The organism is Curtobacterium phoenicis (assembly GCF_047238015.1).
Lineage (GTDB): Bacteria > Actinomycetota > Actinomycetes > Actinomycetales > Microbacteriaceae > Curtobacterium.
Window position 1 is genome coordinate 847265 of record NZ_JBDFLZ010000002.1, and the last position, 23291, is coordinate 870555.

The 23291-nt window shown below is 71.7% G+C and carries 25 protein-coding genes and 1 pseudogene; 13 read left to right on the top strand and 13 right to left on the bottom strand.

Annotated features, from left to right (window positions below):
• Window positions 1-34 precede the first annotated feature (34 nt).
• Window positions 35-649 carry a hypothetical protein gene (locus ABC270_RS04275; RefSeq protein WP_412879667.1) on the top strand — a complete coding sequence of 205 codons (615 nt, stop codon included), beginning with the start codon at window positions 35-37 and terminating at the stop codon, window positions 647-649.
• A gap of 2 nt (window positions 650-651) precedes the next feature.
• Here the strand turns inward: ABC270_RS04275 and ABC270_RS04280 are convergent, their stop codons facing one another.
• The gene (locus ABC270_RS04280) at window positions 652-1320 is read right to left on the bottom strand and encodes a hypothetical protein (protein WP_412879668.1); all 669 of its coding nucleotides are present in this window, start codon (window positions 1318-1320) and stop codon (window positions 652-654) included.
• Between the two features lie 34 nt (window positions 1321-1354).
• Here ABC270_RS04280 and ABC270_RS04285 point away from each other — a divergent pair, with 34 nt between their 5' ends.
• Window positions 1355-1744, top strand: a complete 390-nt coding sequence (locus ABC270_RS04285) for a YchJ family protein (protein ID WP_412882033.1) — start codon at window positions 1355-1357, stop codon at window positions 1742-1744.
• Between the two features lie 7 nt (window positions 1745-1751).
• Here ABC270_RS04285 and ABC270_RS04290 read toward each other — a convergent pair whose 3' ends face one another.
• Window positions 1752-2600: a shikimate dehydrogenase family protein gene (locus tag ABC270_RS04290; RefSeq protein ID WP_412879669.1), complete on the bottom strand. Its 849-nt coding sequence runs from the start codon at window positions 2598-2600 to the stop codon at window positions 1752-1754.
• 54 nt (window positions 2601-2654) lie between these two features.
• Between ABC270_RS04290 and ABC270_RS04295 the strand changes: the two genes are divergently transcribed.
• Window positions 2655-3665 (top strand): iron-siderophore ABC transporter substrate-binding protein, encoded by a 1011-nt coding sequence (locus ABC270_RS04295; RefSeq protein ID WP_412879670.1) that lies wholly within the window; start codon window positions 2655-2657, stop codon window positions 3663-3665.
• A gap of 255 nt (window positions 3666-3920) precedes the next feature.
• Here the strand turns inward: ABC270_RS04295 and ABC270_RS04300 are convergent, their stop codons facing one another.
• Window positions 3921-4325 carry a DUF1304 domain-containing protein gene (locus ABC270_RS04300; RefSeq protein ID WP_412879671.1) on the bottom strand — a complete coding sequence of 135 codons (405 nt, stop codon included), beginning with the start codon at window positions 4323-4325 and terminating at the stop codon, window positions 3921-3923.
• Between the two features lie 128 nt (window positions 4326-4453).
• On the opposite strand from ABC270_RS04300, the gene ABC270_RS04305 reads away from it, so the two are divergent.
• From ABC270_RS04305 to ABC270_RS04315, 3 genes are all read left to right on the top strand, one after another.
• Window positions 4454-4777, top strand: coding sequence for a chorismate mutase (locus ABC270_RS04305; RefSeq protein ID WP_412879672.1), 324 nt, complete (start codon window positions 4454-4456; stop codon window positions 4775-4777).
• Window positions 4774-5868, top strand: a complete 1095-nt coding sequence (locus tag ABC270_RS04310) for a lactonase family protein (protein WP_412879673.1) — start codon at window positions 4774-4776, stop codon at window positions 5866-5868. The genes ABC270_RS04305 and ABC270_RS04310 overlap by 4 nt, the downstream gene beginning before the upstream one ends.
• A gap of 153 nt (window positions 5869-6021) precedes the next feature.
• Entirely contained in the window at window positions 6022-6435 is a 414-nt protein-coding gene (locus tag ABC270_RS04315; RefSeq protein WP_412879674.1) for a GNAT family N-acetyltransferase, read from the top strand.
• A gap of 49 nt (window positions 6436-6484) precedes the next feature.
• Here ABC270_RS04315 and ABC270_RS04320 read toward each other — a convergent pair whose 3' ends face one another.
• From ABC270_RS04320 to purS, 4 genes are read right to left on the bottom strand one after another with little or no spacing between them, the layout of a single operon-like run.
• Window positions 6485-7405 (bottom strand): 2-hydroxyacid dehydrogenase, encoded by a 921-nt coding sequence (locus ABC270_RS04320; RefSeq protein WP_412879675.1) that lies wholly within the window; start codon window positions 7403-7405, stop codon window positions 6485-6487.
• A gap of 40 nt (window positions 7406-7445) precedes the next feature.
• Complete coding sequence (gene purL, locus ABC270_RS04325) at window positions 7446-9827, bottom strand: phosphoribosylformylglycinamidine synthase subunit PurL (RefSeq protein ID WP_412879676.1); 2382 nt, start codon at window positions 9825-9827, stop codon at window positions 7446-7448.
• A 38-nt stretch (window positions 9828-9865) separates the two neighbouring features.
• Complete coding sequence (gene purQ / locus ABC270_RS04330; RefSeq protein WP_412882034.1) at window positions 9866-10561, bottom strand: phosphoribosylformylglycinamidine synthase subunit PurQ; 696 nt, start codon at window positions 10559-10561, stop codon at window positions 9866-9868.
• 5 nt (window positions 10562-10566) lie between these two features.
• Complete coding sequence (gene purS, locus ABC270_RS04335; RefSeq protein WP_412879677.1) at window positions 10567-10818, bottom strand: phosphoribosylformylglycinamidine synthase subunit PurS; 252 nt, start codon at window positions 10816-10818, stop codon at window positions 10567-10569.
• A 145-nt stretch (window positions 10819-10963) separates the two neighbouring features.
• Between purS and ABC270_RS04340 the strand changes: the two genes are divergently transcribed.
• Together ABC270_RS04340 and ABC270_RS04345 are read left to right on the top strand one after the other, a co-directional pair.
• Window positions 10964-11572, top strand: a complete 609-nt coding sequence (locus tag ABC270_RS04340) for a PadR family transcriptional regulator (protein WP_412879678.1) — start codon at window positions 10964-10966, stop codon at window positions 11570-11572.
• Window positions 11569-13227: a DHA2 family efflux MFS transporter permease subunit gene (locus tag ABC270_RS04345; RefSeq protein ID WP_412879679.1), complete on the top strand. Its 1659-nt coding sequence runs from the start codon at window positions 11569-11571 to the stop codon at window positions 13225-13227. The genes ABC270_RS04340 and ABC270_RS04345 overlap by 4 nt, the downstream gene beginning before the upstream one ends.
• Before the next feature lie 387 nt (window positions 13228-13614).
• On the opposite strand, the gene ABC270_RS04350 is transcribed toward ABC270_RS04345, so the two are convergent.
• The 3 genes and pseudogenes from ABC270_RS04350 to ABC270_RS04360 form a co-directional block, all read right to left on the bottom strand.
• Window positions 13615-14433: a cytochrome c oxidase assembly protein gene (locus ABC270_RS04350; RefSeq protein ID WP_412879680.1), complete on the bottom strand. Its 819-nt coding sequence runs from the start codon at window positions 14431-14433 to the stop codon at window positions 13615-13617.
• A gap of 141 nt (window positions 14434-14574) precedes the next feature.
• Window positions 14575-15882: an acyltransferase family protein gene (locus ABC270_RS04355; RefSeq protein WP_412879681.1), complete on the bottom strand. Its 1308-nt coding sequence runs from the start codon at window positions 15880-15882 to the stop codon at window positions 14575-14577.
• A 227-nt stretch (window positions 15883-16109) separates the two neighbouring features.
• A pseudogene (locus ABC270_RS04360) lies at window positions 16110-16874 on the bottom strand (aquaporin).
• 84 nt (window positions 16875-16958) lie between these two features.
• On the opposite strand from ABC270_RS04360, the gene ABC270_RS04365 reads away from it, so the two are divergent.
• Both ABC270_RS04365 and ABC270_RS04370 read left to right on the top strand, forming a co-directional pair.
• Window positions 16959-17429 carry a Fur family transcriptional regulator gene (locus ABC270_RS04365; protein WP_412879682.1) on the top strand — a complete coding sequence of 157 codons (471 nt, stop codon included), beginning with the start codon at window positions 16959-16961 and terminating at the stop codon, window positions 17427-17429.
• 88 nt (window positions 17430-17517) lie between these two features.
• A complete protein-coding gene (locus ABC270_RS04370; protein WP_412879683.1) occupies window positions 17518-19047 on the top strand; it encodes a catalase in 1530 nt (509 codons plus the stop codon).
• A 175-nt stretch (window positions 19048-19222) separates the two neighbouring features.
• On the opposite strand, the gene ABC270_RS04375 is transcribed toward ABC270_RS04370, so the two are convergent.
• On the bottom strand, window positions 19223-19789 hold the full coding sequence (locus ABC270_RS04375) for a GNAT family N-acetyltransferase (protein WP_412879684.1): 567 nt from the start codon (window positions 19787-19789) through the stop codon (window positions 19223-19225).
• Between the two features lie 34 nt (window positions 19790-19823).
• On the bottom strand, window positions 19824-20693 hold the full coding sequence (locus ABC270_RS04380; protein ID WP_412879685.1) for a VOC family protein: 870 nt from the start codon (window positions 20691-20693) through the stop codon (window positions 19824-19826).
• Between the two features lie 141 nt (window positions 20694-20834).
• Between ABC270_RS04380 and ABC270_RS04385 the strand changes: the two genes are divergently transcribed.
• From ABC270_RS04385 to ABC270_RS04395, 3 genes are all read left to right on the top strand, one after another.
• Window positions 20835-21356: a hypothetical protein gene (locus tag ABC270_RS04385; protein WP_412879686.1), complete on the top strand. Its 522-nt coding sequence runs from the start codon at window positions 20835-20837 to the stop codon at window positions 21354-21356.
• A complete protein-coding gene (gene lepB / locus ABC270_RS04390; protein ID WP_412879687.1) occupies window positions 21353-21994 on the top strand; it encodes a signal peptidase I in 642 nt (213 codons plus the stop codon). Before ABC270_RS04385 ends, lepB begins: the two co-directional genes overlap by 4 nt.
• A 141-nt stretch (window positions 21995-22135) precedes the next feature.
• Window positions 22136-22951 carry an AraC family transcriptional regulator gene (locus ABC270_RS04395; protein WP_412879688.1) on the top strand — a complete coding sequence of 272 codons (816 nt, stop codon included), beginning with the start codon at window positions 22136-22138 and terminating at the stop codon, window positions 22949-22951.
• Window positions 22952-22958: 7 nt separating this feature from the next.
• Here ABC270_RS04395 and ABC270_RS04400 read toward each other — a convergent pair whose 3' ends face one another.
• The gene (locus ABC270_RS04400) at window positions 22959-23288 is read right to left on the bottom strand and encodes a hypothetical protein (RefSeq protein WP_412879689.1); all 330 of its coding nucleotides are present in this window, start codon (window positions 23286-23288) and stop codon (window positions 22959-22961) included.
• Between the last annotated feature and the right edge of the window lie 3 nt (window positions 23289-23291).

Here is a 23291-nt window from a genome sequence, read left to right on the forward strand (position 1 = left end):
GGCGGACCGGGTGACATCGGGTAGAACATGAGGCGTGTTCCGACTCGGCTGCTCCGTCCTCCGTCGCCACGCGGGCGACGTCTTCGACCGCGCGCGGGTCCGGCGCGCGGTCGGCATCGCCGCGGCGGCCGTCGTCGTGAGCGTGGTCGCGATGGTCGGCCTGGAGGCACGGCTCGGCTGGACGCACTCCGGTCCGGTCCGCAGCGTGGTCGCGATCGCACTGCTCGCGCTCGGATTCGGGCTGTTCGTCCTCGGGTGCGTCCCGACCCGCCGCCCGCCCGACCCCGCCGCGACGATCAACGGACGGCAGGTCCGGGTCGACTGGCGGCTCGCCGCCCGGCCGGCCACGAAGCGGTACTTCGGCTGGCGGGCGGTCCCCGTCGACCCGTCCGACCGCGATGCCGTGCTCGCCGACGCGGTGCTCCTCCGACGCGGCCTCATCGGGCTGATCGGCCGAGCGGCCCCGCTCCTCGGTGCACTCGCGCTCGCCGTGGTCGGATTCCGCTCCGCGGGGTTCGAGTACTGGCTCCCGGTGTTCTGGGTGGTGCTGTACGGGTGCTCGCTGGAAGGGTACGTCGCCGACCTCGGTCGGACCGAGCGCGCACGGCTCGCGGCGCGCGCGCTGCCGGAGCCCGCGACGACGGACTGACCTCACTCACCCGGGAGCGCGAGCTTGCTCCCGCTGGGGCCCCCGGGTCGGCCACGCTTCGGCGGCGCGGGCGGGATCGGCGGGAGCGCCGACGCCTCGACGCGGAGCTGCTCCTGTCGCCCGAGCGTCCGGAGCCCGACGACGCCGTACCCGCCGGCGACCAGCGGCCAGATCGGCGCGTACAGGAACACCGGTCCATGGGTGACGGACTCCGTCACAGCGACCAGCACCCCACCGAGCAGGCCGAAGACCCACGACCCCAGCAGGAACGAGCTCTGCAGCGTCGACCGGACGACGAGGTCCCGGCTCACCTCGATCTCGCGCAGCACGACGTCACGGTGCTCCGGTGCGACCGCTGGAGGGGTGCGACGGTAGTAGCGCGCGATCGCCTCCTGCGTCCGCCAGCCGATCGTCGGTAGGGGCGGGATCGCCCACCCCTTCGGCCCGATCCGGCAGAACACCATCGCGAACCCGCCGGCCGCGACCCCGAACAGCAGCGCCTCGACCACCCCGACCACCGTGATCCCGTCGGTCAGCGCCGCGACGACGAGCAGTCCGACGAACACCACCGGCGCGACGATCGACGCCACCACCACGAGCCGCCGCCGATCCCGGTCGGAGACGAGCTCGGGCAGCCGCGCACGGAACACCTGCCAGCCCAGACGGAACACGCCTCCTGCCTACACGCGCTACCGTCGTCCGGTGATCGCCGACACCGACCGCTGCCCGTGCTTGAGCGGCAACCCCTACGGCGAGTGCTGCGGACCCCTGCACGCCGGCGCTCCCGCCCCGACCGCCGAACGGCTCATGCGCTCCCGGTTCACCGCGTTCGCGCTCGGCCTGCCGGAGTACCTGCTCGCGACCTGGCACCCGAGCACCCGACCGGCGTCCCTCGACCTCGACGACACCCAGCGCTGGACCCGGCTCGACATCGTGGCCACCCGCGCTGGCGGGCCGTTCGACACCTCGGGCACCGTCGCCTTCCGCGCGTTCTGGCGCTCGGCCGGCGAACGCGGCGTGCTCGAGGAGACGAGCGACTTCGTCCGCGAGGACGGCCGGTGGCTGTACGTCGACGGTGTCGTCAGCGCTGGCTGATCGACGGCTACAGGCCGACCGCGGACCGCATCGCCCGACGCACCGCAGCCTCGTCGGGGAGCAGCTGGTCCTGGTCTCCCGACAGGAAGAACCGTATCTGCCCGATGGCCTGCTCGGTCAACATGTCGAGGCCGTTCAGCACCCGGCCGCCCGCCTCCGACCAGCGGCTGGCGGCAACCGTCGGCCACGGCTCGTACGCCACGTCGAAGAGCACCGCGTCCGGGTCCGACGGCACGAGGTCGAGCTGGTCGGCTGCGCCACCCGGCAGGGTCGACAGGACGAAGCCGTGGTGCGTCCCCGGGAGGTCGGTCAGCGCGTGCACCTCGAGGGACACCCCGAGTCGGACGGCGAGATCGACGAGCCGCCGCGACTTGGCCCGATCGCGCAGGAACACCCGCACGAGGACCGCCCCGAGTCGGACGGCCGCGGTCACGGCGCTCGCCGCCGTCGCCCCGCCGCCGAGGACCGTGGCCTCACCGGGCAGCTGACCGAGTGCCTCGACCGGCCGGACCAGCCCCTCCACGTCGGTGTTCGCTCCGAGGCGCTCGACGCGGTCCCCGACCGTGCGGAAGAGGATCGTGTTGGCGACCCCGAGTTCGTCGACGAGCGGGGTCGTGCTGTCCAGCAGCGGCAGCACCTCGCGCTTGAGCGGCATGGTGAGGCTCAAGCCACGCCATTCCGGACCCAGGCCCGCGACGAACGCGTCGAGCCCGCCGGACGCGACCTCGTGCCTCCCGTACGTGAACGGCACCCCGAGGACGTCGTAGGCCGCAGCGTGCAGGGTGGGCGAGAGCGAGTGCGCGATGGGGGAGCCGAGCACCGCGAGGTGGGAGCGGGCCGGATCGGAGTACTGCACCCGGTCAGCGTACCGAGGCGACCGCGGCAGAAGTCTTAGGGTAGCCTTACCTACGTGACCCGCTCCTCCTCCCGACTCCGACGTGTGCTCGCAACCGCGGGCGCCGTCGTCGCAGCATCCCTCGTCCTCGCCGGTTGCGCCTCCGGCTCCGGAACGTCCACCGACGACGCGTCGTCCTCCGCCGGATCGGACGGCCAGTTCCCCGTCTCGATCACGACCGCGCTCGGTACGACCGAGATCACGAGTGCCCCCAAGCGCGTCGTCGCACTGGGCTGGGGCGACGCCGAGACCGCGCTCGAGCTCGGTGTGCAGCCCGTCGGCGCGAGCGACTGGCTCGGGTTCGGCGGCGACGGGGTCGGCCCGTGGCTCAAGGGCGCCTACACGAAGTCGCCCAAGATCATCCAGACGCTCGAGCCGAGCTACGAGGACATCATCAAGCTCAAGCCGGACGTCATCCTCGACGTCAAGAGCTCCGGCGACGCCGACCGCTACGCGAAGCTCTCCGCGATCGCCCCGACCGTCGCGGTGCCGAAGGGCGGCGCGAACTACCTCGCGACGACGAAGCAGCAGGTCGACATGATCGCGAAGGCACTCGGCAAGGAGTCCGAGGGCAAGAAGCTCCTGTCCGGCCTCGACGACGCCTACGCCGCGGCCCGCAAGGCGCACCCCGAGTTCGCGGGGAAGACCGCTGTCGTCGGCTCGTACTCGTCCGAGGGCTTCGGGGCGTACGCCTCGTCGGACAGCCGGTCGCAGTTCATGGAGAACCTCGGCTTCACCATCCCGAAGGCCATCGACCAGCAGGCCGGCAAGCAGTTCTCGGTGAGCCTCTCCGACGAGAACCTCGACCTGCTCGACGCCGACCTGACGCTCATTCTGCCGATCTTCGTCGACGCGTCGCAGGCGTCGTCGAACAAGCTGTTCCAGAAGGTGCCGTCGGTCGAGGCCGGGCACGACATCGTGTTCGACGACAAGGACGTGTCGAACGCGTTCTCGATCGGCACCACGGCCGCGATCGAGTGGGCGCTCGACCGGCTTCCCTCGCAGTTCGCCTCGAAGCTCGGCTGACACCGGGCAGTGCGCACGACGCCCCCGCCGGACCGCCGGCGGGGGCGTCGTCGTGTGGGTGGCGGGCGGTCGCACGCGCAGCCGGCGTGGCACGTCGAACCGGCGTGGCAGGTCGTTCCGCGCGTGGCAGGTCGATCCGCGCGTGGCAGGTCGTTCGTTCCGACCAGCTCCGCGCGTTTGCACTTCCCATGGCTGGCGCAGTGGGAAAGAACGCGCAGGCACCCCCGCCGGTAGTCAGCGGGAGCGCAGTGCGCGTCAGGCGCCGAAGGTGGAGCCGAGCAGCGCGGCCAGCAGCGCGAGGAACGGCAGCGTGCCCTGCGCCAGCGCAGCGCGGAGGTAGCGACGACCGGACCCGAGCAGCACCACGGCTGCACCGAGCATCGACGCCGTCGCGAAGACCGTGATCGGCCAGCCGACCCCGCCGTTGCCCGCCGCGACCAGGACGACGCCGAGGATCGCGCCGATCGCGAGGAAGAGGTTGTAGAAGCCCTGGTTGAACGCCATCGACCGTGTCGCGAGCGCGTCCGACTCGGTCTCGACGCTGAAGATGCGGCGGACGCGGGGGCTCGTCCAGGCGATCGACTCGAGGAAGAAGATGTACACGTGCACGAGTCCAGCGAGGACCGCGCACACGCTCGAGATCACGAGGAGAGCCGTCATGGGCTCCATTCTCGCAGGCGTGACCGCGCGGCATGACCGGCCGTCGTCGCCCCGTGACCGGCCGTCGTGGTCGCGTGACCGGCCGTCATCGTCGCGTGACCGTCCGGCGTCCTCGGTAGGCTCGTGCCATGAGCGACGACGACCGCACGCCCGCCCCCGACGACGGCGCCGTCGCCGAGCTGCAGAGCATCCGGCAGAGCATCGACAACATCGACGCCGCCGTGATCCACATGCTCGCCGAGCGCTTCAAGTACACGCAGCGCGTCGGCTACCTCAAGGCCGCCGCCGGCATGCCCGCGGCCGATCCCGCGCGCGAGCAGGTCCAGGTCGCTCGGCTCCGGGACCTCGCGGCCGAGTCGCACCTCGACCCGGCCTTCGCGGAGAAGTTCCTGAACTTCATCGTCGCCGAGGTCATCCACCACCACGAGCGCATCGCGGGCGGCAGCGAGTGAGCGGCGGCCTGCCGGAGGCGTCCGGGTGCGCGCTGCCGAACCTGCCCGACATGCTCGTCGGCTCCTACACGGCGACGGGTGGCGGCACCGCCACGGGCATCTCGCTCGTCCGCGACGGCGTGGCCCAGACCGTGGCCGTGATGGACGACCCGTCCTTCCTGGCCGTCTCCGGCGACCGCGTCTACGCCGTGTCCGAGACCGCCGAGGGCAGCGTCTCGGCCTTCCGCCGGACCGGGGGCGGCCTGGAGCACCTGTGGGACGCCACCGCCGGTGGCGACGCCCCGTGCCACGTCCGGGTCGACCCGTCGGGCGCGCTGGTCGTGGCGAACTACACCTCGGGCACCGTCACCGCGGTGTCGCTCGAGCGCGCCGAGTCGCACGCGGCCTCGGTGCTCGCCAGCGACGGGGTGGTCGGCGCGCACGGCACGGCCGACCGCCTCAGCGTCCCGGACGCCGCCGTCGTGACCGAGGTCCTCCCGGACGTCACCGGCCCGGTCGAGGACCGGCAGGAGGGCCCGCACGCCCACCAGTCGATCGCGACCCCGGACGGGACGGTCCTGGTGGCCGACCTCGGCGGCGATGCGCTGCACGAGTTCCGTGTGACGGGCGAGCCCACCGTCGAGCGGGTCCGGGTCCACCACGTCGCTCCCGGCACCGGCCCGCGGCACATGGCCTGGTACGAGGGCGACCTCATCGTCGCCGGCGAGCTCGACGGCCGGGTCCACCGCCTCCGCCGTGACGACTCCGGCTCCTTCACGGTCGTCGCGTCCGAACCGACCTTCGACGGTGCCGTCGGGGAGTCGCTCCTCAGCCACATCGAGGTCGACGACTTCGGGCGCGTGTACGTCGCCGTCCGCGGGCGCGACGAGGTCGTGGTGCTCGACGCCGCGGGCGGGGGACTGTCCCGCGTCGGCTCGGCCCCGGCCGGTGGGGCGTGGCCGCGGCACTTCGCCCGCGTCCCGGGGTACATGCTCGTCGCCAACCAGATGTCCGACGCGATCGCCGTGCTGCCCGTCGGCGAGGACGGCCTCCCCGGTGCGCCGGTGGCGCACATCGCGGTGGGCACGCCCGCCTGCATCGTCCCGGTCTGAGCAGCGGCGGGGTGGCGGCGGCACGAGTGCCGCGCTGGGTGACCGTTCGTTCTCGGGCCCGGCAGGGCGAGCACGCTCGCCTGGGCCGGGTCTCGCGCGCCGAGTCGGCCGGGAGGCGCGGCTCGTGTGATCGGGTTCGGCCAGACTGGGCGCATGGATCCGAGCTACACCATCGTCACCGGTCCGCCACCCCTCGCCGACTACCTGCGGCTGCGCCGCGACTCCGGGTTGACGCCCAAGACGCCCGAGCAGGGAGCCGGGGCGATCACCGGGAGCTGGACGGCCTGCCACGTCGTCGACCCCGAGGGGAACGTCGTCGCGATGGGCCGGGCGATCGGCGACGGCGGCTGGTACTTCCACATCGCCGACATCGCCACCGACCCGGAGCACCAGCGGCACGGGATCGGGCGTGCGGTGGTGGAGTGGCTCGTCGACGACATCCGCTCGCGAGCGCCCGAGGGTGCGTACGTCACCCTCGTCGGAGACCCGCCCGGGCAGCGGCTCTACCGGTCACTCGGTTTCGAGGACGTCGCTCCGAGCCTCGGGATGGCGCTGCCCATCGCATGACGGCCGGCGGCGCGCGTCGCCGGGCCACTGTCATCTCGGTGGGTCGCCGTCAGCGCGCGATGACGTTCTCGAACGGGCGGTGTTCCACGAGCGCGGCCACCTGCCGACGCACCAGCTCGATCGACCGCGGGACGCTGAGGTCGGTGTTGCCGCCGACGTGCGGCGTGAGGACGGTGTTCGGCGTGGTCCACAGCGGGTGACCGGCCGGGAGCGGTTCCGGGTCGGTGACGTCGAGCGCTGCCGAGAGCCGCCCGGAGCGCAGCTCGGCGACGAGCGCATCCGTGTCGACGACCTTGCCGCGCGCGACGTTCACCACGAGGGCGTCGTCCGGCAGTGCCGCGAGCAGCTCGGCGTCGACCAGGCGTTCGGTCTCGTCGGTGAGCGGCGTGATGAGCACGAGCACGTCCGTCGCCGCCGCGAGGGTCGGCAGATCGTCGAAGCCGTGCACCTGCCGACCGTCCTGCTCGCGTGCGGTCCGTGCGACGACCGTGACCTCGGTGCGGAACGCCTCGAACCGCGTCGCGATGGCGGACCCGATCGCCCCGTAGCCGACGACCGTCACCCGCCGGTCCGCGAGGGACCTGGTCGTCCGGGCGTCCCAGACGCCGTTCGCCCGGTCGGCCTGGAACGCCCCGAGTTCGCGGAGGCTGGTCAACGCCAGGCCCACGGCGAGCTCGGCGGTCTCGTCGTCGTGGATCCCACGGCCGTTCGCGAGCAGGGCGTGCTCGGGGACGTGCGGGAGGGCGTGCTCGTAGCCGGCGCTCGGGAGTTGCAGCAGCCGGAGGTTCGGCAGGTCGTGCACGAACTGCCAGCGGTGCCGCCCGCCGAAGTAGAACGGGAGCAGCGCGATCGCGACCTCGTCCGGGCGGTCGAACGGCTGCTCGACGTCCCACACGGCGAGCTCGACGCCGTCCGGCACCGGGCCGAACCGGTCGACGAGTTCCTGGAACGGGAGCGTGACGACGGACATCAGGCGATGCCCGTCGTCGACGTGCCCCGGACCGACGCGCTCAGGAGTCGGCCCGCGGCGAGAACGACCCGTGGTCGTCGAGCGGACCGCGTCCGACGTAGCCCTCGGTGACGTCCTCGGTGATGACGTCGCCGAACCGTGCCGGGAGCGTCGCGGCGTGGGTACCGCGGAGCTCGTCGAGCGTGGCCTCGAACGCGCCCTGGACCTCGAGCGAACCGCTGGTCGCGTCGGTCACACCGATGCGGAGCACCGGGAACCCGCGACCCTCGCAGAGGCCCTGGAAGCGCACGTCGTCCTCGCGCCGGACGGTCACGATGACCCGGCCGGTCGATTCCGAGAACAGCGCGGTCGCGGTGTCGACGCCGTCGCGGGTCTCGAGTTCGTCGAGGACGATCCGGGCGCCGATTCCGAAGCGCAGGACGGACTCGGCGAGGGACTGCCCGAGGCCACCGTCCGCGAGGTCGTGCGCGCTCGTCAGGAGCTGCTCGTTCGCCGCAGCGTGCAGAAGGTCCGCGAGCGCCTTCTCCTGTGCCAGGTCGACCGCCGGCGGACGCCCGCCGAGGTGCCCGTGCACGGTGCCTGCCCACGCCGAGCCGTCGAGTTCGAGCGAGGTCGTCCCGAGCAGGTACACGTTGTGGCCGTCGTCCTGCCAGCCGGACGGCACGCGGAGGGCGACGTCGTCGATGATCCCGAGGACACCGACCACGGGGGTCGGGTGGATCGGGGTCGTGCCGGTCTGGTTGTAGAACGACACGTTGCCGCCGGTGACCGGGATGCCGAGCTCCATGCACCCGTCCGCGAGGCCCTCGACGGCCTCGGAGAACTGCCACATGACCTCGGGGTTCTCGGGCGAACCGAAGTTCAAGCAGTCGGTGACCGCGGCCGGGACCGCCCCCGTGACCGCGACGTTCCGGTACGCCTCGGCCAGCGCCAGGCGTGCGCCCTGCTTCGGGTCGAGCTGGCAGTAGCGGCCGTTGGCGTCGGTGGCGATCGTCACGCCGAGCCCGGTCTCCTCGTCGACGCGGATCATGCCGCCGTCGTCCGGGAAGGACAGGGCGGTGTTGCCGAGGACGTAGGTGTCGTACTGGTTCGTCACCCAGTTCTTCGACGCGAGGTTCGGCGATCCGAGGAGCTGCAGGAACTGCGCCTTCAGCGCCGGGCCGTCGGCCGGCCGCTCGAGCGAGGCAGCCGAGTCGGCCTGCAGCGCGTCGATCCACGTCGGGTACGCGACCGGGCGGTCGTAGACGGGGCCGTCGACGGCGACGGTGCGCGGGTCGACGTTGACGATCTCCTGACCCTGCCAGTCGATGACGAGCCGGCCGGTCCCGGTGACCTCGCCGAGCACGCTCGTCTCGACCTCCCACTTGCGGACGACGGCGAGGAACTCGTCGAGCTTCTCGGGGCGGACGACCGCCATCATGCGCTCTTGGCTCTCCGACATGAGGATCTCCTCCGCCGTGAGCGTGGGGTCGCGGAGCAGGACGTCGTCGAGCGAGATGTGCATGCCGCCGTCGCCGTTCGACGCGAGCTCGCTCGTGGCGCAGGAGATGCCGGCGGCCCCGAGGTCCTGGATGCCCTCGACGAGCTCCTCCTGGAAGAGCTCGAGGCAGCACTCGATGAGCACCTTTTCGGCGAAGGGGTCGCCGACCTGCACGGCCGGACGCTTCGTCGGGCCGCCCTCGGTGAAGGTGTCGGACGCGAGGATCGAGGCGCCGCCGATGCCGTCGCCACCCGTGCGGGCGCCGAACAGCACGACCTTGTTGCCCGCGCCGGAGGCGTTCGCGAGGTGGAGGTCCTCGTGCCGGAGCACGCCGACCGCGAGGGCGTTGACGAGCGGGTTGCCCTGGTACACCGGGTCGAAGTAGGTCTCGCCACCGATGTTCGGCAGGCCGAGGCAGTTGCCGTAGAACGAGATGCCGCCGACGACCCCGTGCACGACGCGCTGCGTGTCCTCGTGGTCGATCGCGCCGAAGCGGAGCTGGTCCATGACCGCGACCGGACGGGCCCCCATCGAGATGATGTCGCGGACGATGCCGCCCACGCCGGTCGCCGCACCCTGGTACGGCTCGACGTACGAGGGGTGGTTGTGGGACTCCACCTTGAACGTCACGGCCCAGCCGTTGCCGATGTCGACCACGCCGGCGTTCTCGCCCATGCCGACCATGAGGTTCTTCGTCATCTCCGGCGTGACCTTCCTGCCGAACTGCCGGAGGTAGTTCTTGCTCGACTTGTACGAGCAGTGCTCCGACCACATGACGGAGTACATGGCGAGCTCACCCGAGGTGGGACGGCGGCCGAGGATCTCCTTGATGCGGGCGTACTCGTCGGCCTTGAGCCCGAGCGCCTCGTACGGCTGCTCCTTGTCGGGCGTCGCGGCGGCGTCCTGGACGGTGTCGGGCTTCGGGCGGACGTCGTTCGTCACGGTGGTGTCGTTCCCTGTCACTGGAGTCGTGGTGCCGGTCACTTGACGAGCGTCGACTCGATCACGGAGGTGAAGAAGGTGAGGCCGTCCGTGCCGGAGGCCATCGCCGCGGGGGTGTCCGGGCCGAACCCGGGCTCCGTCGCGTGCTCGGGGTGCGGCATGAGGCCGACGACGTTGCCACGCTCGTTCGAGACGCCCGCGATGTCGTCGATCGACCCGTTCGGGTTCACGCCCACGTAGCGGAACACGACCTGGCCGTTGTCCTCGATGCGCTTGATCTCGTCGGCGTCGGCCACGAACCGGCCGTCGGCGTTCTTCAGCGGGATGGTGATCTCCTGCTGGGCGGTGAAGCCACTCGTCCACGCCGTCGCGGTGTTCTCGACGCGGAGCTTCTGGTCACGCCGGATGAACTGCTGGTGCGCGTTGCGGGTGTGCGCTCCGGGGACGAGACGGGCCTCGGCGAGCATCTGGAAGCCGTTGCAGATGCCGAGCACGGGCATGCCCTTGCCGGCCGCGTCGATGACCTCGGCCATGATCGGGGCCTTCGCGGCGATCGCTCCGGCGCGGAGGTAGTCGCCGTAGGAGAACCCGCCGGGGAGGACGATCGCGCCGACACCCTGCAGGTCGTGGTCGCCGTGCCAGAGCGCGACGGGCTGGGCTCCGGCGAGGCGGACCGCGCGCTGGGCGTCGCGGTCGTCGAGCGAACCCGGGAACGTGATGACGCCGATGCGCATCCGCTTCACGCGTCCTGCACGCTGACGGACACGACGTCCTCGATGACGGCGTTCGAGAATACGTCGGCCGCGATCTCGCGGACCTCGGCGAGCTTGGCGTCGTCGACCGGGCCGTCGACGGCCACCTCGAAGCGCTTGCCGATGCGGACGTTGGTCAGGTCGGCCTTGCCGAGACGGGCGAGCGCGTTGCCCACCGCCTTGCCCTGCGGGTCGAGGATCTCGGCCTTGGGCATGACCTCGACGACGATCGTTGGCACGTGTTCACTCCAGCACTTCGGGGATGGGTGGGACGAGAACAGTCTAGGCGGCGAGCGCGGCACGCCCGACCGGTTGTGGAGAAACGGTCCAAGGCGTATATTCCAAGTCGAATAGTCGTGATGGAACACTGGTCTGGAGGCACGGATGGCATCGCTCACGCCGCTCGCGTTCTCCGCACTCGGCCTCCTCGCCGAGGCGCCGATGCACCCGTACGAGATGTTCCAGACGATGCTGCACCGTCGCGAGGACCAGAACGTCAAGGTCCGGCCGAGCACCCTCTACCACCAGATCGGTCGTCTCGTGGAGCTCGGCTACGCGGAGGCACTCGGCACCGCCCGCGAGGGCAACCGGCCCGAGCGGACCACCTACGCGATCACCGACCACGGCCGCGCCGCGCTCGAGGACGGACTCCGGCGCATGATCGCCGAGCCGGCCGACGAGTACCCGGAGTTCCCGCTCGCGGTGTCCCACGTCGACAACCTGACCGCGACGGACGCGGTGACCGCCCTGCGTGCCCGCGCCGACGCACTCCGTGCGCAACGTGCGGAGTACGACGAAGCCGCGACGGGCCTCCAGGCCAAGCGTCTGGCCGAACGCTTCTGGCTGGACGTGTCGTACGTCCGTGCCATGCTCACCGCGCAGATCGAGTGGATCTCGGCGACGGCCGACCGCATCGAACGCGGCGAACTCCCCTGGGACGGCCCGGCCGTCCCCACCACAGCAGACGACGAGACGAAGGAACGCACTCGATGACCACCACCGGCGCGACGCCGACCACCCGGAACACGGGCCCCGAGCGGAAGCCGTGGCCCGCCCTCTGGGCGCTGGTCGTCGGCTTCTTCATGATCCTCGTCGACTCGACCATCGTGTCGGTCGCGACCCCGACCATCGCCGCGAAGCTGGACGCCGACATCAACTCGGTGATCTGGGTCACGAGCGCGTACCTCCTCGCGTACGCCGTGCCGCTGCTCATCACCGGGCGGCTCGGCGACCGGTTCGGTCCGAAGGTGCTGTACCAGACCGGCCTCGTGGTCTTCACGCTGTCGAGCCTGTGGTGTGGTCTCGCCGGGTCGATCAAGGTGCTCATCCTCGCTCGCGTCGTGCAGGGTCTCGGCGCCGCCATGATGACCCCGCAGACGATGGCCGTCATCACGCGCATCTTCCCGCCGCAGAACCGCGGCGCGGCGATGGGGCTGTGGGGCGCCGTCGCCGGTGTCGCCTCGCTCGTCGGGCCGATCGTCGGCGGTCTGCTCGTCGACGGGTTCGGCTGGGAGTGGATCTTCTTCGTGAACGTCCCCGTCGGCGTCGTCGCGTTCGTGCTCGCGCAGCGCTTCGTCCCGTCGTTCGAGCGGCACGGCCACCGCTTCGACTACCTCGGCATCGTGCTGAGCGCGGTCGGCATGTTCCTGCTCGTCTTCGGCATCCAGGAGGGGGAGACCTACGACTGGGGGACCATCACCGGGCCGATCTCGGTCTGGTCGCTCATCATCGCCGGCGTCGTCGTGCTCGCCGGGTTCGTCGTGTGGCAGGGCGTGCAGAAGGGCGAGCCGCTGCTGCCGCTCGGGTTGTTCAAGGACCGCAACTTCACGCTCGCGAACATCGCCATCACCTCCGTCGGCGTCGCGATCTCGTCGTTCGCGCTCCCGATCATGCTGTGGGCGCAGGACGTCCTGACGTTCAGCCCGACGCAGGCTGCGCTCCTGCTCGTCCCGCAGGCCGTCCTGTCCGCCGGGCTCGCACCGCTCGTCGGCAAGAACCTGGACCGGTGGAGCCTCCGCTGGGTCGCCGCGTTCGGCCTCGCCTGCTTCTCGGGCGCGCTGTTCTGGTTCGGTTCGCTCCTCGCCTCGGGTGCCGCCTGGGGGTGGGTGCTCCTGCCGTCGACGCTCCTCGGCCTCGCGAACGCGTGCATGTGGGGTCCGCTGTCCGTCTCCGCGACGCGCAACCTCCCGCCGAAGCTCGCCGGTGCGGGCTCGGGCGTCTACAACACCACCCGGCAGATCGGTGCGGTCCTCGGCTCGGCCGGCATCGCCGCGCTGATCGAGGCGCGGATCACGGCGAACTTCCCGTCCGGCTCGGGCGGGTCGACTGGTGGCGGGGCCGAGCAGCAGGTGGGCACGCTCCCGGACTTCCTGCAGCAGCCGTTCGCGACGGCGATGGGGCAGTCGCTCGCGCTCCCCGCGCTGGTGCTGCTCGTCGGCATCGTCGCCGCCCTGTTCCTCGCGAAGCCGAAGCAGACCGTGGCGTGGCAGCAGACCGGCGCCGTGGCGACGCGAACCGGTGAGGCACACGCGCCAGAGGCTCCCGCCGACACCGAGCGCCACGGGGTGCACGCGGCCGCTCCCGCCCCGGAGACCCCCGAAGCCGAACTCGCCGCGACCGAACACCACGGGCGGCGCGCCGAGGCGTAGCCCGGTCTGGTCGAGCCCGCGCGAGCGACCCGGAACGCCGCCGCTGTCGTCGAACGGCAGCGGCGGCGTCGTCCGTCGCTCGTCGTGGGGTCGCCGAGCGTGTTGCTGACCTCGGACACTCGTGTCCGTCGGTGACCGCGCGCCGCGGTGCGCGTCCTCGACCGCACGCCGCGGTGCAGGAGCGACGAAGCACGTGTCGATCGACACGCGCGGCGTCCGACGACGGCAGTGCATCGGATGCGACCGCATCGAGCGACGAAGCACGTGTCGATCGACACGCGCGATGTCGATCGGGTTGCGTGGCCGTGGCCGTGGCCGTGGCCGTGGCCGTGGCCGTGGCCGTGGCCGTGGCCGTGGCCGCGACCGCTCCTGCTCCAGCGCCGCCGACTAGCCCCGACGCTCGAGGTGCGCCCGGGTGAGGGCCGCCATCTCCTCGTCGGTGAGCTCGTCGACGGCCTTCGCCTCGCGTCGATCGGTCCGCTGCCACCGGATGAACAGCGAGATGAGGACCGGGATGTCCGCGACCTCGGCGATGAACCACAGCAGGTCGCCGGCGAGGTGCTGGTCCTGCAACGGCGACGGGTACCAGGCCTTCCCGACGAGCACCGTGGTCGCGCCGTCGAGCACGTGGTTCGTGATCCGCAGGACGATGCCCGGGACAGCGTCGAGCATGAGCTCCACGAACGCCAGCAGGAACTCGACGGTCACGAACGTCGACGACCGGAGGATCCCCGGCTCCGACAGCGGCGCGAGCAGCCCGAACCCGAGCACCGGCACGAGCACGGTGATCGCCACCGCCCACACCGGTGACGTGCGGATCGCGGCGGACAGCGGGGTCAGGAGCACGCAGAACATCGCGAGGGCGACCAGCGGCGAGACGATCGCGTTGCCGAGGACCCGCACCGGACGTGACCGGAGGGCGGCGGTGGCGGTCTGCGCGAGGCGATCCGGGCCTCCCGTCCGCAGCAACGAGACGGGCGCGGCCAGCGCGGCGAAGGTGGGCACCGCGAAGAAGAGGACCGCGAGGCGGAGCACGAAGGCCCACCGGAGCTGCTCGGCGAAGACGCCGACGATGCCGAACTGTGCGACGCCGAACAGAGCGAGTGCGATGACGAACGCGAGGGTCCGCCACCACGGCCACCGGACCCCGCGACGAACGGCGCCGACCAGCCACCAACCGTAGGCGACCGCGCCGACACAGATCATCGCGGCGGCCAGCGGGTCGAACCGCCACGTTGACCAGAACTCGGGTGTCGACGGCGTGGGGTGCCTCCTGCGGATCGTGCTGCCGCAGTCATCCTCCGCCCGGTCGACCCGAGCGAGGGGGCACCGAGGGTGAGAACCGGTTCAGATCCGGATGACGCCCGCCGCCTGGGTGGTCCGCGTCAGCAGCCAGACACCGAGCGGCACGAGCAGCGCCCCGGCGACGGCGACCGGGAACGAGAGGTGCAGTTGCATGACGGCGAACGCGGGGCCGACCGTGCAGAGTGCAGCGACGACGAGGACCGGCCACGCCGGACGGTCGGAGCCCGGTACGAGTCGGGGGAGCGGGCGGTCGAACCTGCGGAGCGCCCTGGCGACTGCGATCGCGACCCCGAGCAGCACGACGAGCGCGACCGGTCGTGTCGCCCACCAGGCGGTGCTGCCCGGTTCGGGGAACGGCACGCCGACGAGGAGCGCCACGCCGTTGAGCGCGATGAACAGCGGCAGGTGCCAGAGGTAGATCGCCATGCCGTCCCGCCCGACGACGAACACCGAGGCCTGCGCCGCACGGATCCGCATCAGGCGCGTGAGCGGCCCGTGGACGAGGTGCACGAGGCAGGCCTGTGCGATCGCGAGGAACGCGAGCGGCAGCATCGGCGGGTTGAGGTCCTGCAGCATGTCCGGTGCCCAGAGCCCCACGGACGTCACGGGGACGAGCACCGCGTAGGCGGTGGCCGCGATGCCGACGAGGACGATCCGCGAGCGCTGTCCGAACCAGCCGTCCGCCCAGAGGAACCCGATCTGCTGCGCGAACAGCCACACCGGTCCGAGGTTGAGCAGGCCGACCTCCGCGACCCCGGTCGCGAGGCGGACGGCGTCCACCGCTGCCGCGAGCAGGAGGAGCGCGAGGAGGGTGCGCCACCGAGCTCGCTCGTGCAGGCGGACCATGAGGGGCACGCAGCACTGCGTGATGCCGTAGGCGGCGAGGAACCACAGCGGGGAGCCGATGCCGAACGCCACCTCGGCGAGGAGGTCTCCGGGCGTGCCGGCGACGGTGGCGGTGCCGAGTCCCGCGGCGAGCACGACGAAGAGCGGCACCGCGGGGCGGAAGAGCCGGACGAGCCGGGTGGCCCACCAGTCCCGGGCCCCGCCCCCGCGAGCGACGGTGCTCCGCCACCCGACGAAGCTCGCGAACCCGCCGACGACGAAGAACAGGGGCATGACCTGGCCCACCCAGGTCGCGGCGACGTACCAGGGGAGCTCCTGGAGGGGACTCGTCACGACGAGGCCCCCGTCGCCGGTGCCGACGCCGACCATCGTGACGTGCACGAAGACGACGAGGACGACGCACGCCGTCCGGATGAGGTCGACGACCAGGTCCCGCTGCGCGATGATCCCCCGGACGTCCTGTGCGGTGTGTGCCCGTTCCGGCACGTGCTGCTGCGAGGACATGGTCGGACGCTACCGTCGCGGACGGTGCGCACAGGTCGGGTCGAGCAGATCGCGGCCGTTTCGTGACCCGTCACATGCCGGCGGCGGCATGTGACGGGTCACGACGTCGGACCCGGGCGCGCAGTGCCCTGGAGTGGTCGCAGCCCTGCGAGCGGCCCCCTCCGCGCGGCGCCGCGGCTGTCAGCGCGGTGCAGTGGGACGGCTCCTCCGCGCGGTGCAGTGGCTCGCTACGCGCGACGCAGCACGCGGGCGGCCGACCCGGCGAGGGCTGCCCCGAGGACGGGGAACACCAGGAACGCCCACCACTGTGCGAGCCACTCCGGGCCGGCGAACACCGCCGTGGCGAACGACCGTGCCGGGTTCAGCGAAGCGTTCGACACCGGGATGAGCGTGAGGAGCAGGATCGTCAGCGTCCCGCCGATGACCACGGGCGCGGGCACCGGACTGCCCTCGGTGCCGGTCACCCGCAGGATGACGGTGACGAACACCGCCGTGGCCAGGGTCTCCGCGACGGCGACGCCGACCAGCGAGAACCCGCCGGGACTCTGCGTCCCGAAGCCGTTCGAGGCGAAGCCGCCGTCGAGCGCGGCTGCGAGGAAGCCCCCGCTGCCCTGGTCCGCGATCAGCAGCAGCGCGCCGGCTCCGATCGTGCCTCCGACGACCTGGGCGATCGCTTACGGCAGGACCTCGGCCCAGCGGTGTCGTCCCGCGACCGCGAGTCCGACCGTGACCGCGGGGTTGAAGTGCCCGCCGCTGATCGGACCGAAGGCGCTCGCACCGATCACCACGGTGAGACCGAGCGTCAGGGCGACGCCGAGCAACCCGACGCCGAGGGCGTTGTGCTCGTCGGGGAAGACAGCGGTGTAGGTCGCTGCGCCGACGAGCGCGAAGACGAGGAGGAACGTTCCCCCGGCTTCGGCGGCGAGGCGCACCGGCAGGCGCGGCGCCGACGGGACGGCCGTGGTGGATGTGTTCGGTGTTGCGTTGCTCATGCCCCACCGTTCGGTCCCTGGTCGGCACTGGACTGGTGCTACGCTGAGCGAGTTGTCTTGACCGCTGCAAGAGAAGGAGGGCCCGTGGAGGATGCCGAGCTGCTGCGCACCGCGGGTCTGCGTGTCACCGCCCCACGGTTGGCGGTCCTGCGCGCGACCGATCGGATGCCGCACGCGACCGCCGATGCCATCGTCTCCGCGCTCTCGGCCGAGCTCCCGACGACGAGCCACCAGGCGGTGTACGGCGTCCTCGCCGCGCTGACCGGTGTCGGGCTCGTCCGCCGCATCGAGCCGGCCGGCAGTCCGGCGCGGTACGAGCGACGCACGGGCGACAACCACCACCACATCGTCTGCACCATGTGCGGCGCGATCGAGGACGTCGACTGCGCGGTGGGGCACGCGCCGTGCCTGACGCCGTCGGAGACGCACGGCTTCGCGGTCACCACGGCCGAGGTCACCTACTGGGGGATCTGCGAGCGGTGCGCGGCTGCCGAGCGTGACGACACGCCGGCCGAGGCTGCCCCGGCCGAGGGCGCTGCGGCCGCGCATTCCTGACGTCCCAGGCGATCGAACCTCCCGGCTCCGAACGGGACCACGAGCAACCCGAGCACCCCTGACCGAACCAACGTTCCGAGGAGGAACCGTGTCCGACCAGAACACGACGACCGGCCAGCCGGTCGGCACCCCCACCACCACGACCAACAGCGGAGCTCCCGTCTCCAGCGACCAGCACTCCATGGGTGTCGGCGCCGACGGGCCCCTCGCGCTGCACGACCACTACCTCGTCGAGAAGCTCGCGCAGTTCAACCGCGAGCGCGTCCCGGAGCGCGTCGTCCACGCGAAGGGCGGCGGCGCGTTCGGCACGTTCACCGTCACGCACGACGTCTCGCAGTACACGCGCGCTGCGTTCCTGCAGCCGGGCGGGCAGACGGAGACGCTCGTGCGGTTCTCGTCCGTCGCCGGCGAGCAGGGCTCCCCGGACACCTGGCGTGACCCCCGCGGCTTCGCGCTGAAGTTCTACACCGAGGAGGGCAACTACGACCTCGTCGGCAACAACACCCCGGTGTTCTTCATCCGCGACGGCATCAAGTTCCCGGACTTCATCCGCTCGCAGAAGCGCCTGCCGGGGTCGCACCTCCGCGACCACGACATGCAGTGGGACTTCTGGACGCTCTCACCCGAGTCCGCGCACCAGGTCACGTGGCTCATGGGCGACCGAGGCCTCCCGGCCTCGTGGCGCGAGATGGACGGCTTCGGCTCGCACACCTACCAGTGGATCTCGGCCTCGGGCGAGCGCTTCTGGGTGAAGTACCACTTCATCACGCAGCAGGGGCACAAGACCCTGACGCAGGAGGACGCCGACCGCATCGCCGGTGAGGACGCCGACTTCCACATCCGTGACCTCCACGCCGCCATCGAGCGCGGAGACTTCCCGAAGTGGACGCTCAAGGTGCAGGTCATGCCCTACGCGGATGCCGAGTCCTACCGCTTCAACCCGTTCGACCTCACCAAGGTGTGGCCGCACGCGGACTACCCGCTCATCGAGGTCGGCGAGCTCGAGCTCAACCGCAACCCGGAGAACTACTTCGCGCAGATCGAGCAGGCGACCTTCGCCCCGTCGAACTTCGTGCCCGGCATCGCGGCGAGCCCGGACAAGATGCTCCTCGCGCGCATCTTCAGCTACGCGGACGCACACCGCTACCGCGTCGGCACGAACCACGCCCAGCTGCCGGTGAACGCGCCGAAGAACGAGGTGCACTCGTACTCGAAGGACGGCGCCATGCGCTTCGACTTCCAGAAGTCCGAGGTGCCGGTGTACGCGCCGAACTCGCTCGGTGGCGCCCACGCCGACCCCGCCGCGACCGACGAGGTGCCGGGCTGGGAGTCCGACGGCGCGCTCCAGCGCTCCGCGGCCACGCTGCACCCGGAGGACGACGACTTCGGCCAGGCCGGCACCCTCTACCGCGAGGTCCTCGACGACGCCGCCCGTGAGCGCCTCGTCGGGAACATCGCCGGTCACGTCTCGAAGGTGACCCGTGACGACCTGCGCGAGCGGGTCTTCGCCTACTGGACGAACGTCGACGCCGACCTCGGGGCGCGCGTGCGCGCGGCCGTCGCGCCGAGTGCGCCGGGCTCCAACGAGGACCCGGAGAAGGTCGCGGTCGAGGCGTAGGTCCCGCCGCACCACCTGACGGACGGGAGGCACGGTGCCAGCTGGCACCGTGCCTCCCGTCCGTCGTGCGTTGCGTGGAGCCACGAAACGCACGCGTTTCGACTTCGCGCGCGTCGATCGACGCGTGCCGCGTCGGAACGCGCGCGTTTCGTCGATCCGTGGGACCGGGCGGCCGCTAGACCTGCTGCGCGTTGAGGTGCACCGGGCCGGCCGGCCAGTCCTCGAGGGGTGCGGCCACCGGCAGCACCATCCAGCCGCCCTGCTCGGTCATCGGCATGCCCGCACCCTCCGCGCTGAACGCGGTGTAGTCGGTCACGACGTCGTCGAGCGCCTGCCACCCGACCCGCGCGTAGAACGGCACGCGGTCCTCGCCGGTGCCGAGGAAGCCGAACGGGACGGCGAGCCCGTCGAGGACGGCCCGGAGGCGTTCCATGAGGTCGCGGCCCATCCCGGTTCCCTGGAGTCGGGGTGTCACGGCGACGAGACCGGTGTCCCCGACGAGGAGGTCCTGGGTGCCGACGCTGATGAACATGCGCCGGATGCCGACGTGCGCGAGGACGACGCCGTCGGCATCGCGGGCGATCACCCGTCGTTCGGGCTGCATGCCGCTCCAGCTCCGGCTGCCGACGAACCAGTGCGACCAGTCCGGGAACGCCTGCGCGAGCATCGCCGCGATCGCTTCGTGGTCGGCGAGCGTCAGGGCGCTCTCCTCGACCACTTCCCACCGGGTGTCGTCATTCACGTGACCATCCTGCCGGAGCGTCGGGCGGCGGTCCTCAGCCCCGACCGGGAGCGGTGACCTCGATGCGGTTGGCCCACGGGTCCTCGAAGGCGACCGTGCGCCCGTCGTCGGCCAGCTGGACGCCGTGGTGGCGCATCCGCTCGGTGAGGGATCCGAGGTCGTCCGCGCCCGGGACCTCGATCCGGACGAGCCCGAGGCCGAGTGCGAGCTGCCGACGGCCGGCACCGCGGGAGTTCCACGTGTTCATCGCCATGTGGTGGTGGTAGCCGCCGGCGGACACGAAGAGTGCTTCGCCCCAGCCGGCGGTCGTCGCGAAGCCGAGCTGGTCGACGTAGAACGCCTTGGCCGTGGCGACGTCACCGACGGACAGGTGCACGTGGCCGACGCGTCCCGGGCGTGCAGCCGCATCGTCGAGGGCTTCCTGTGTGAGGTGCTCCCGGAGGAACGCGTTCGGGTCGAGGAAGATCGTGGCCATCTCGACCGTGCCGTGCGTCCACGACCACTCGGTGCGGTCGCGGTCCCAGTACAGCTCGACGCCGTTGCCCTCGGGGTCGGTGCAGTAGAACGCGTTGCTGACGAGGTGGTCGGCGCTGCCGGTGAACGACTGCGGGTACCGCGTGGCGACGGAGTACAACGCGGCGGCGAGGTCGGCGCGCGTGTCGAACAGGACGGCGGTGTGGAAGAGCCCGGCCTCGTGCGCGCCCGCGTGCTGCAGCTCGGGGGCGTGCTCGAGCACGAGGATCGGGAGCGATCCGCGGCCGAGGACCGTGCGTCCGGGGGACGACGACAGGACGCTGAGACGGACTCCGTCCGTGTAGTACGCCGTCATCCTGTCGAGGTCGGCCACGCGGAGGGTGACCGCACCCATGCCGGTGTCCGCGGCGAGGAGGTCCTGGGTCTGCATGGCACCAGTGTCGCTGCATTTGGTTGACGCGTCAACCAAATGGAGCGACGTGCTGTCCGCCCGCGACGAACTCGGTGTCCGATCGCATCGCACTCGGCGTCCTGTCGGCGTCGACGGCTGCGGTGAGGCCATGATGGACGGATGCCACCACGTCCGGATCCGCGCGACCTCCCGGTCGACCACGTCCGCGACCGGATGTCGTCCTACATCTACGGCAACATCACGGTGCTCAGCGCCGCGATCGCGGTCGGTCCGACGGAGATCGCGCACGGCGCGGCGGTGCTGACGGTGCTCGCGACGGCAGTGCTGACCTACCTCGCCCACGTCCTGGCGCACCTCGTCGCACACGGCATCGGCGCCGACCGTGACGACGACGACGCCCGACGCGAGAGCGCCGTGGTGATCGCTCGGAACGCGAACCCGATCGCGACGTCCGGCCTCATCCCGGCCGTGCTGTACGCCGCGGCCTGGGTCGGGTGGCTGCCGGCGGAGTGGGCGCAGATCGCCGCGGTCGTCATCCTCGTCGTGCGCGTCGGTCTCGTCGGCGTGTTCATGCAGCGGTTCTCAGGGGCGCGTCCGACGTTCCTCGGGCTCTGGGGCGGCATCGTGCTCGCCGCGGTCGCGTTCGTGATCGGACTGGTGAAGGTGGTGCTGACGCATTGACTGACCGATCGAGTGGTGCGACGTCCGAGGGCGGCGCGAAGCAGCGGGGCGGTTGGCGGTTCCTGCGCGACCTGGCCATCATCGTCGTGGCGGCGCTGATCGCCTCGTTCCTGGTCAAGACGTTCCTGGTCCGGTCGTTCTACATCCCGTCGGAGTCGATGGAGAACACCCTCCTGGTCGGCGACCGGGTGCTCGTCAACGAACTCGTTCCGGGCCTCGTACCGTTGCAACGTGGCGACGTCGTCGTGTTCACGGACCCGGGCGGGTGGCTCGGGACCGGCCAGGGCGACGACCTCATCAAGCGGGTGATCGGGCTCCCGGGCGACCGGGTGTCCTGCTGCGGGACGGACGGGCGGCTCTCGGTCAACGGGAAGGCCGTGGACGAACCGTACGTCGTGCGCGAAGCGGGCTCGGACCGGGTGTCGGGGACGGACTTCGACATCACGGTCCCGAAGAACCACATCTGGGTCATGGGCGACAACCGCTACGACTCCGCGGACAGCCGCGCGCACGGGTCCGTGCCGGTCGACGACGTCGTGGGACGCGCGTTCATCACGACGTGGCCCGTGTCCCGGTGGTCGGTACTGTCCCGCTACGGCGACGAGTGGGACCAGGTCCCCGACCGGGCGACGCGGTGACCGGCGCGACACGCTGACCGGCGAGACGCGGTGACCGGCGCGACACGCTGACAGAGGAGGGCGGAACGCGCCGGGTGCGACCTCGCTGCGGCGCGTTCGGGGGTGTCGTGCGCCGGTCACCCACCGGGTAGCGTGCTCGACATGCCGACGGACGATGCTGCGTTCGAGTACCAGACCGGCGGCGACGACGAGCTCTCGGTCCGGCGCATACGGACGAACGGCCCACAGGCCGGCACCATCGGACCGCGCCCCGACCACGTCGTGTTCTGGCTGGCGGACGGGCACGCGGTCCTCGTCGCGGACGACGGAGAGCGCTGGGAGGTCCGGTCCGGACAGCCGGTGGTGCTCTCCGCGTCGGTGGCGTACGCGTTCGAGACGGACGCCACGGCGATGACGCTCCTGCACGTCGCACCCGCGCTGCTCGGCGACGGGGACGAGCCGTACCGGTTCGTGCAGCCGGACCCCGCCGACAACCGGACGGAGCCGCTGCGGGCGCTGCTGCGCGACGTCGTCGACCGCGTGCTCGACGACGGGCTCCCCGAGGCGGATCGCCGGGCGGTGAAGCACCGCGTGGCCCGGGTCGTGCTCTCGACCTACACCCGAGCGCGGTCGGACGTCGAGCAGCGCATGCACCGTGCGATCGCGTTCGTGCACGAGCACGCGGGCGACCCGATCACCGTCGCGGACATCGCGGATGCCTGCGGGTTGAGGGAGCGGGGCCTGCAGGACCTGTTCCGCCGCCGCCTCGCGGTCTCGCCGATGCGCTACCTCCGCGAGGTGCGGCTCGACCGGGTGCACCTGGAGCTCACGACGAGGGGGCGGAGGATCCTCACCGTCCGGGACGTCGCCCACCGCTGGCAGTTCGCGCACCTCGGCCGCTTCGCGTCCGACTACCGCGCCCGGTTCGGGGAGAGTCCCCGCGAGACCCTCGCTCGGACCGCTGGTCGTCGCGGCTGACGACCGCTCAGCAGCCCGTCGTCGTCAGCGTGACGGTCGTCACCGACCCGTTCGACACCGTCGCGTGCTGCGGGCAGAGGTCCGTCGCACGGACGGTGACCTCGCCGAGGGGTACCCCGGCGAACGCCGCGGTGCCGCCCGGGAACACCCGCTGGTGCTCGGAGAGCTTGCCCGTCGACGCGTACACCTCGACCTCGTAGGGGCGCTGCGCGGCGTTCCCCGACACCGTGACCGAGATCTGCCCGGTCGAGTCGTGCGCACCGCAGCCCGCCAGGGTCAGCGTCGCGGCGACACCGAGCACGAGCGACGTGGCCACGCGGCGGAGGGGGCGGAGCACCGA

Excerpts from the sequence above, each read along its gene's own strand:
- ABC270_RS04380 (WP_412879685.1), bottom strand. The coding sequence starts at position 20,693 with ATGCAGACCCAGGACCTCCTCGCCGCGGACACCGGCATGGGTGCGGTC.
- ABC270_RS04350 (WP_412879680.1), bottom strand. The coding sequence starts at position 14,433 with ATGATCTGTGTCGGCGCGGTCGCCTACGGTTGGTGGCTGGTCGGCGCC.
- ABC270_RS04385 (WP_412879686.1), top strand. The coding sequence starts at position 20,835 with ATGCCACCACGTCCGGATCCGCGCGACCTCCCGGTCGACCACGTCCGC.
- ABC270_RS04395 (WP_412879688.1), top strand. The coding sequence starts at position 22,136 with ATGCCGACGGACGATGCTGCGTTCGAGTACCAGACCGGCGGCGACGAC.
- purQ (WP_412882034.1), bottom strand. The coding sequence starts at position 10,561 with ATGCGCATCGGCGTCATCACGTTCCCGGGTTCGCTCGACGACCGCGAC.
- ABC270_RS04320 (WP_412879675.1), bottom strand. The coding sequence starts at position 7,405 with ATGTCCGTCGTCACGCTCCCGTTCCAGGAACTCGTCGACCGGTTCGGC.
- ABC270_RS04345 (WP_412879679.1), top strand. The coding sequence starts at position 11,569 with ATGACCACCACCGGCGCGACGCCGACCACCCGGAACACGGGCCCCGAG.
- ABC270_RS04300 (WP_412879671.1), bottom strand. The coding sequence starts at position 4,325 with ATGACGGCTCTCCTCGTGATCTCGAGCGTGTGCGCGGTCCTCGCTGGA.
- ABC270_RS04315 (WP_412879674.1), top strand. The coding sequence starts at position 6,022 with ATGGATCCGAGCTACACCATCGTCACCGGTCCGCCACCCCTCGCCGAC.
- ABC270_RS04355 (WP_412879681.1), bottom strand. The coding sequence starts at position 15,882 with ATGTCCTCGCAGCAGCACGTGCCGGAACGGGCACACACCGCACAGGAC.
- ABC270_RS04305 (WP_412879672.1), top strand. The coding sequence starts at position 4,454 with ATGAGCGACGACGACCGCACGCCCGCCCCCGACGACGGCGCCGTCGCC.
- ABC270_RS04340 (WP_412879678.1), top strand. The coding sequence starts at position 10,964 with ATGGCATCGCTCACGCCGCTCGCGTTCTCCGCACTCGGCCTCCTCGCC.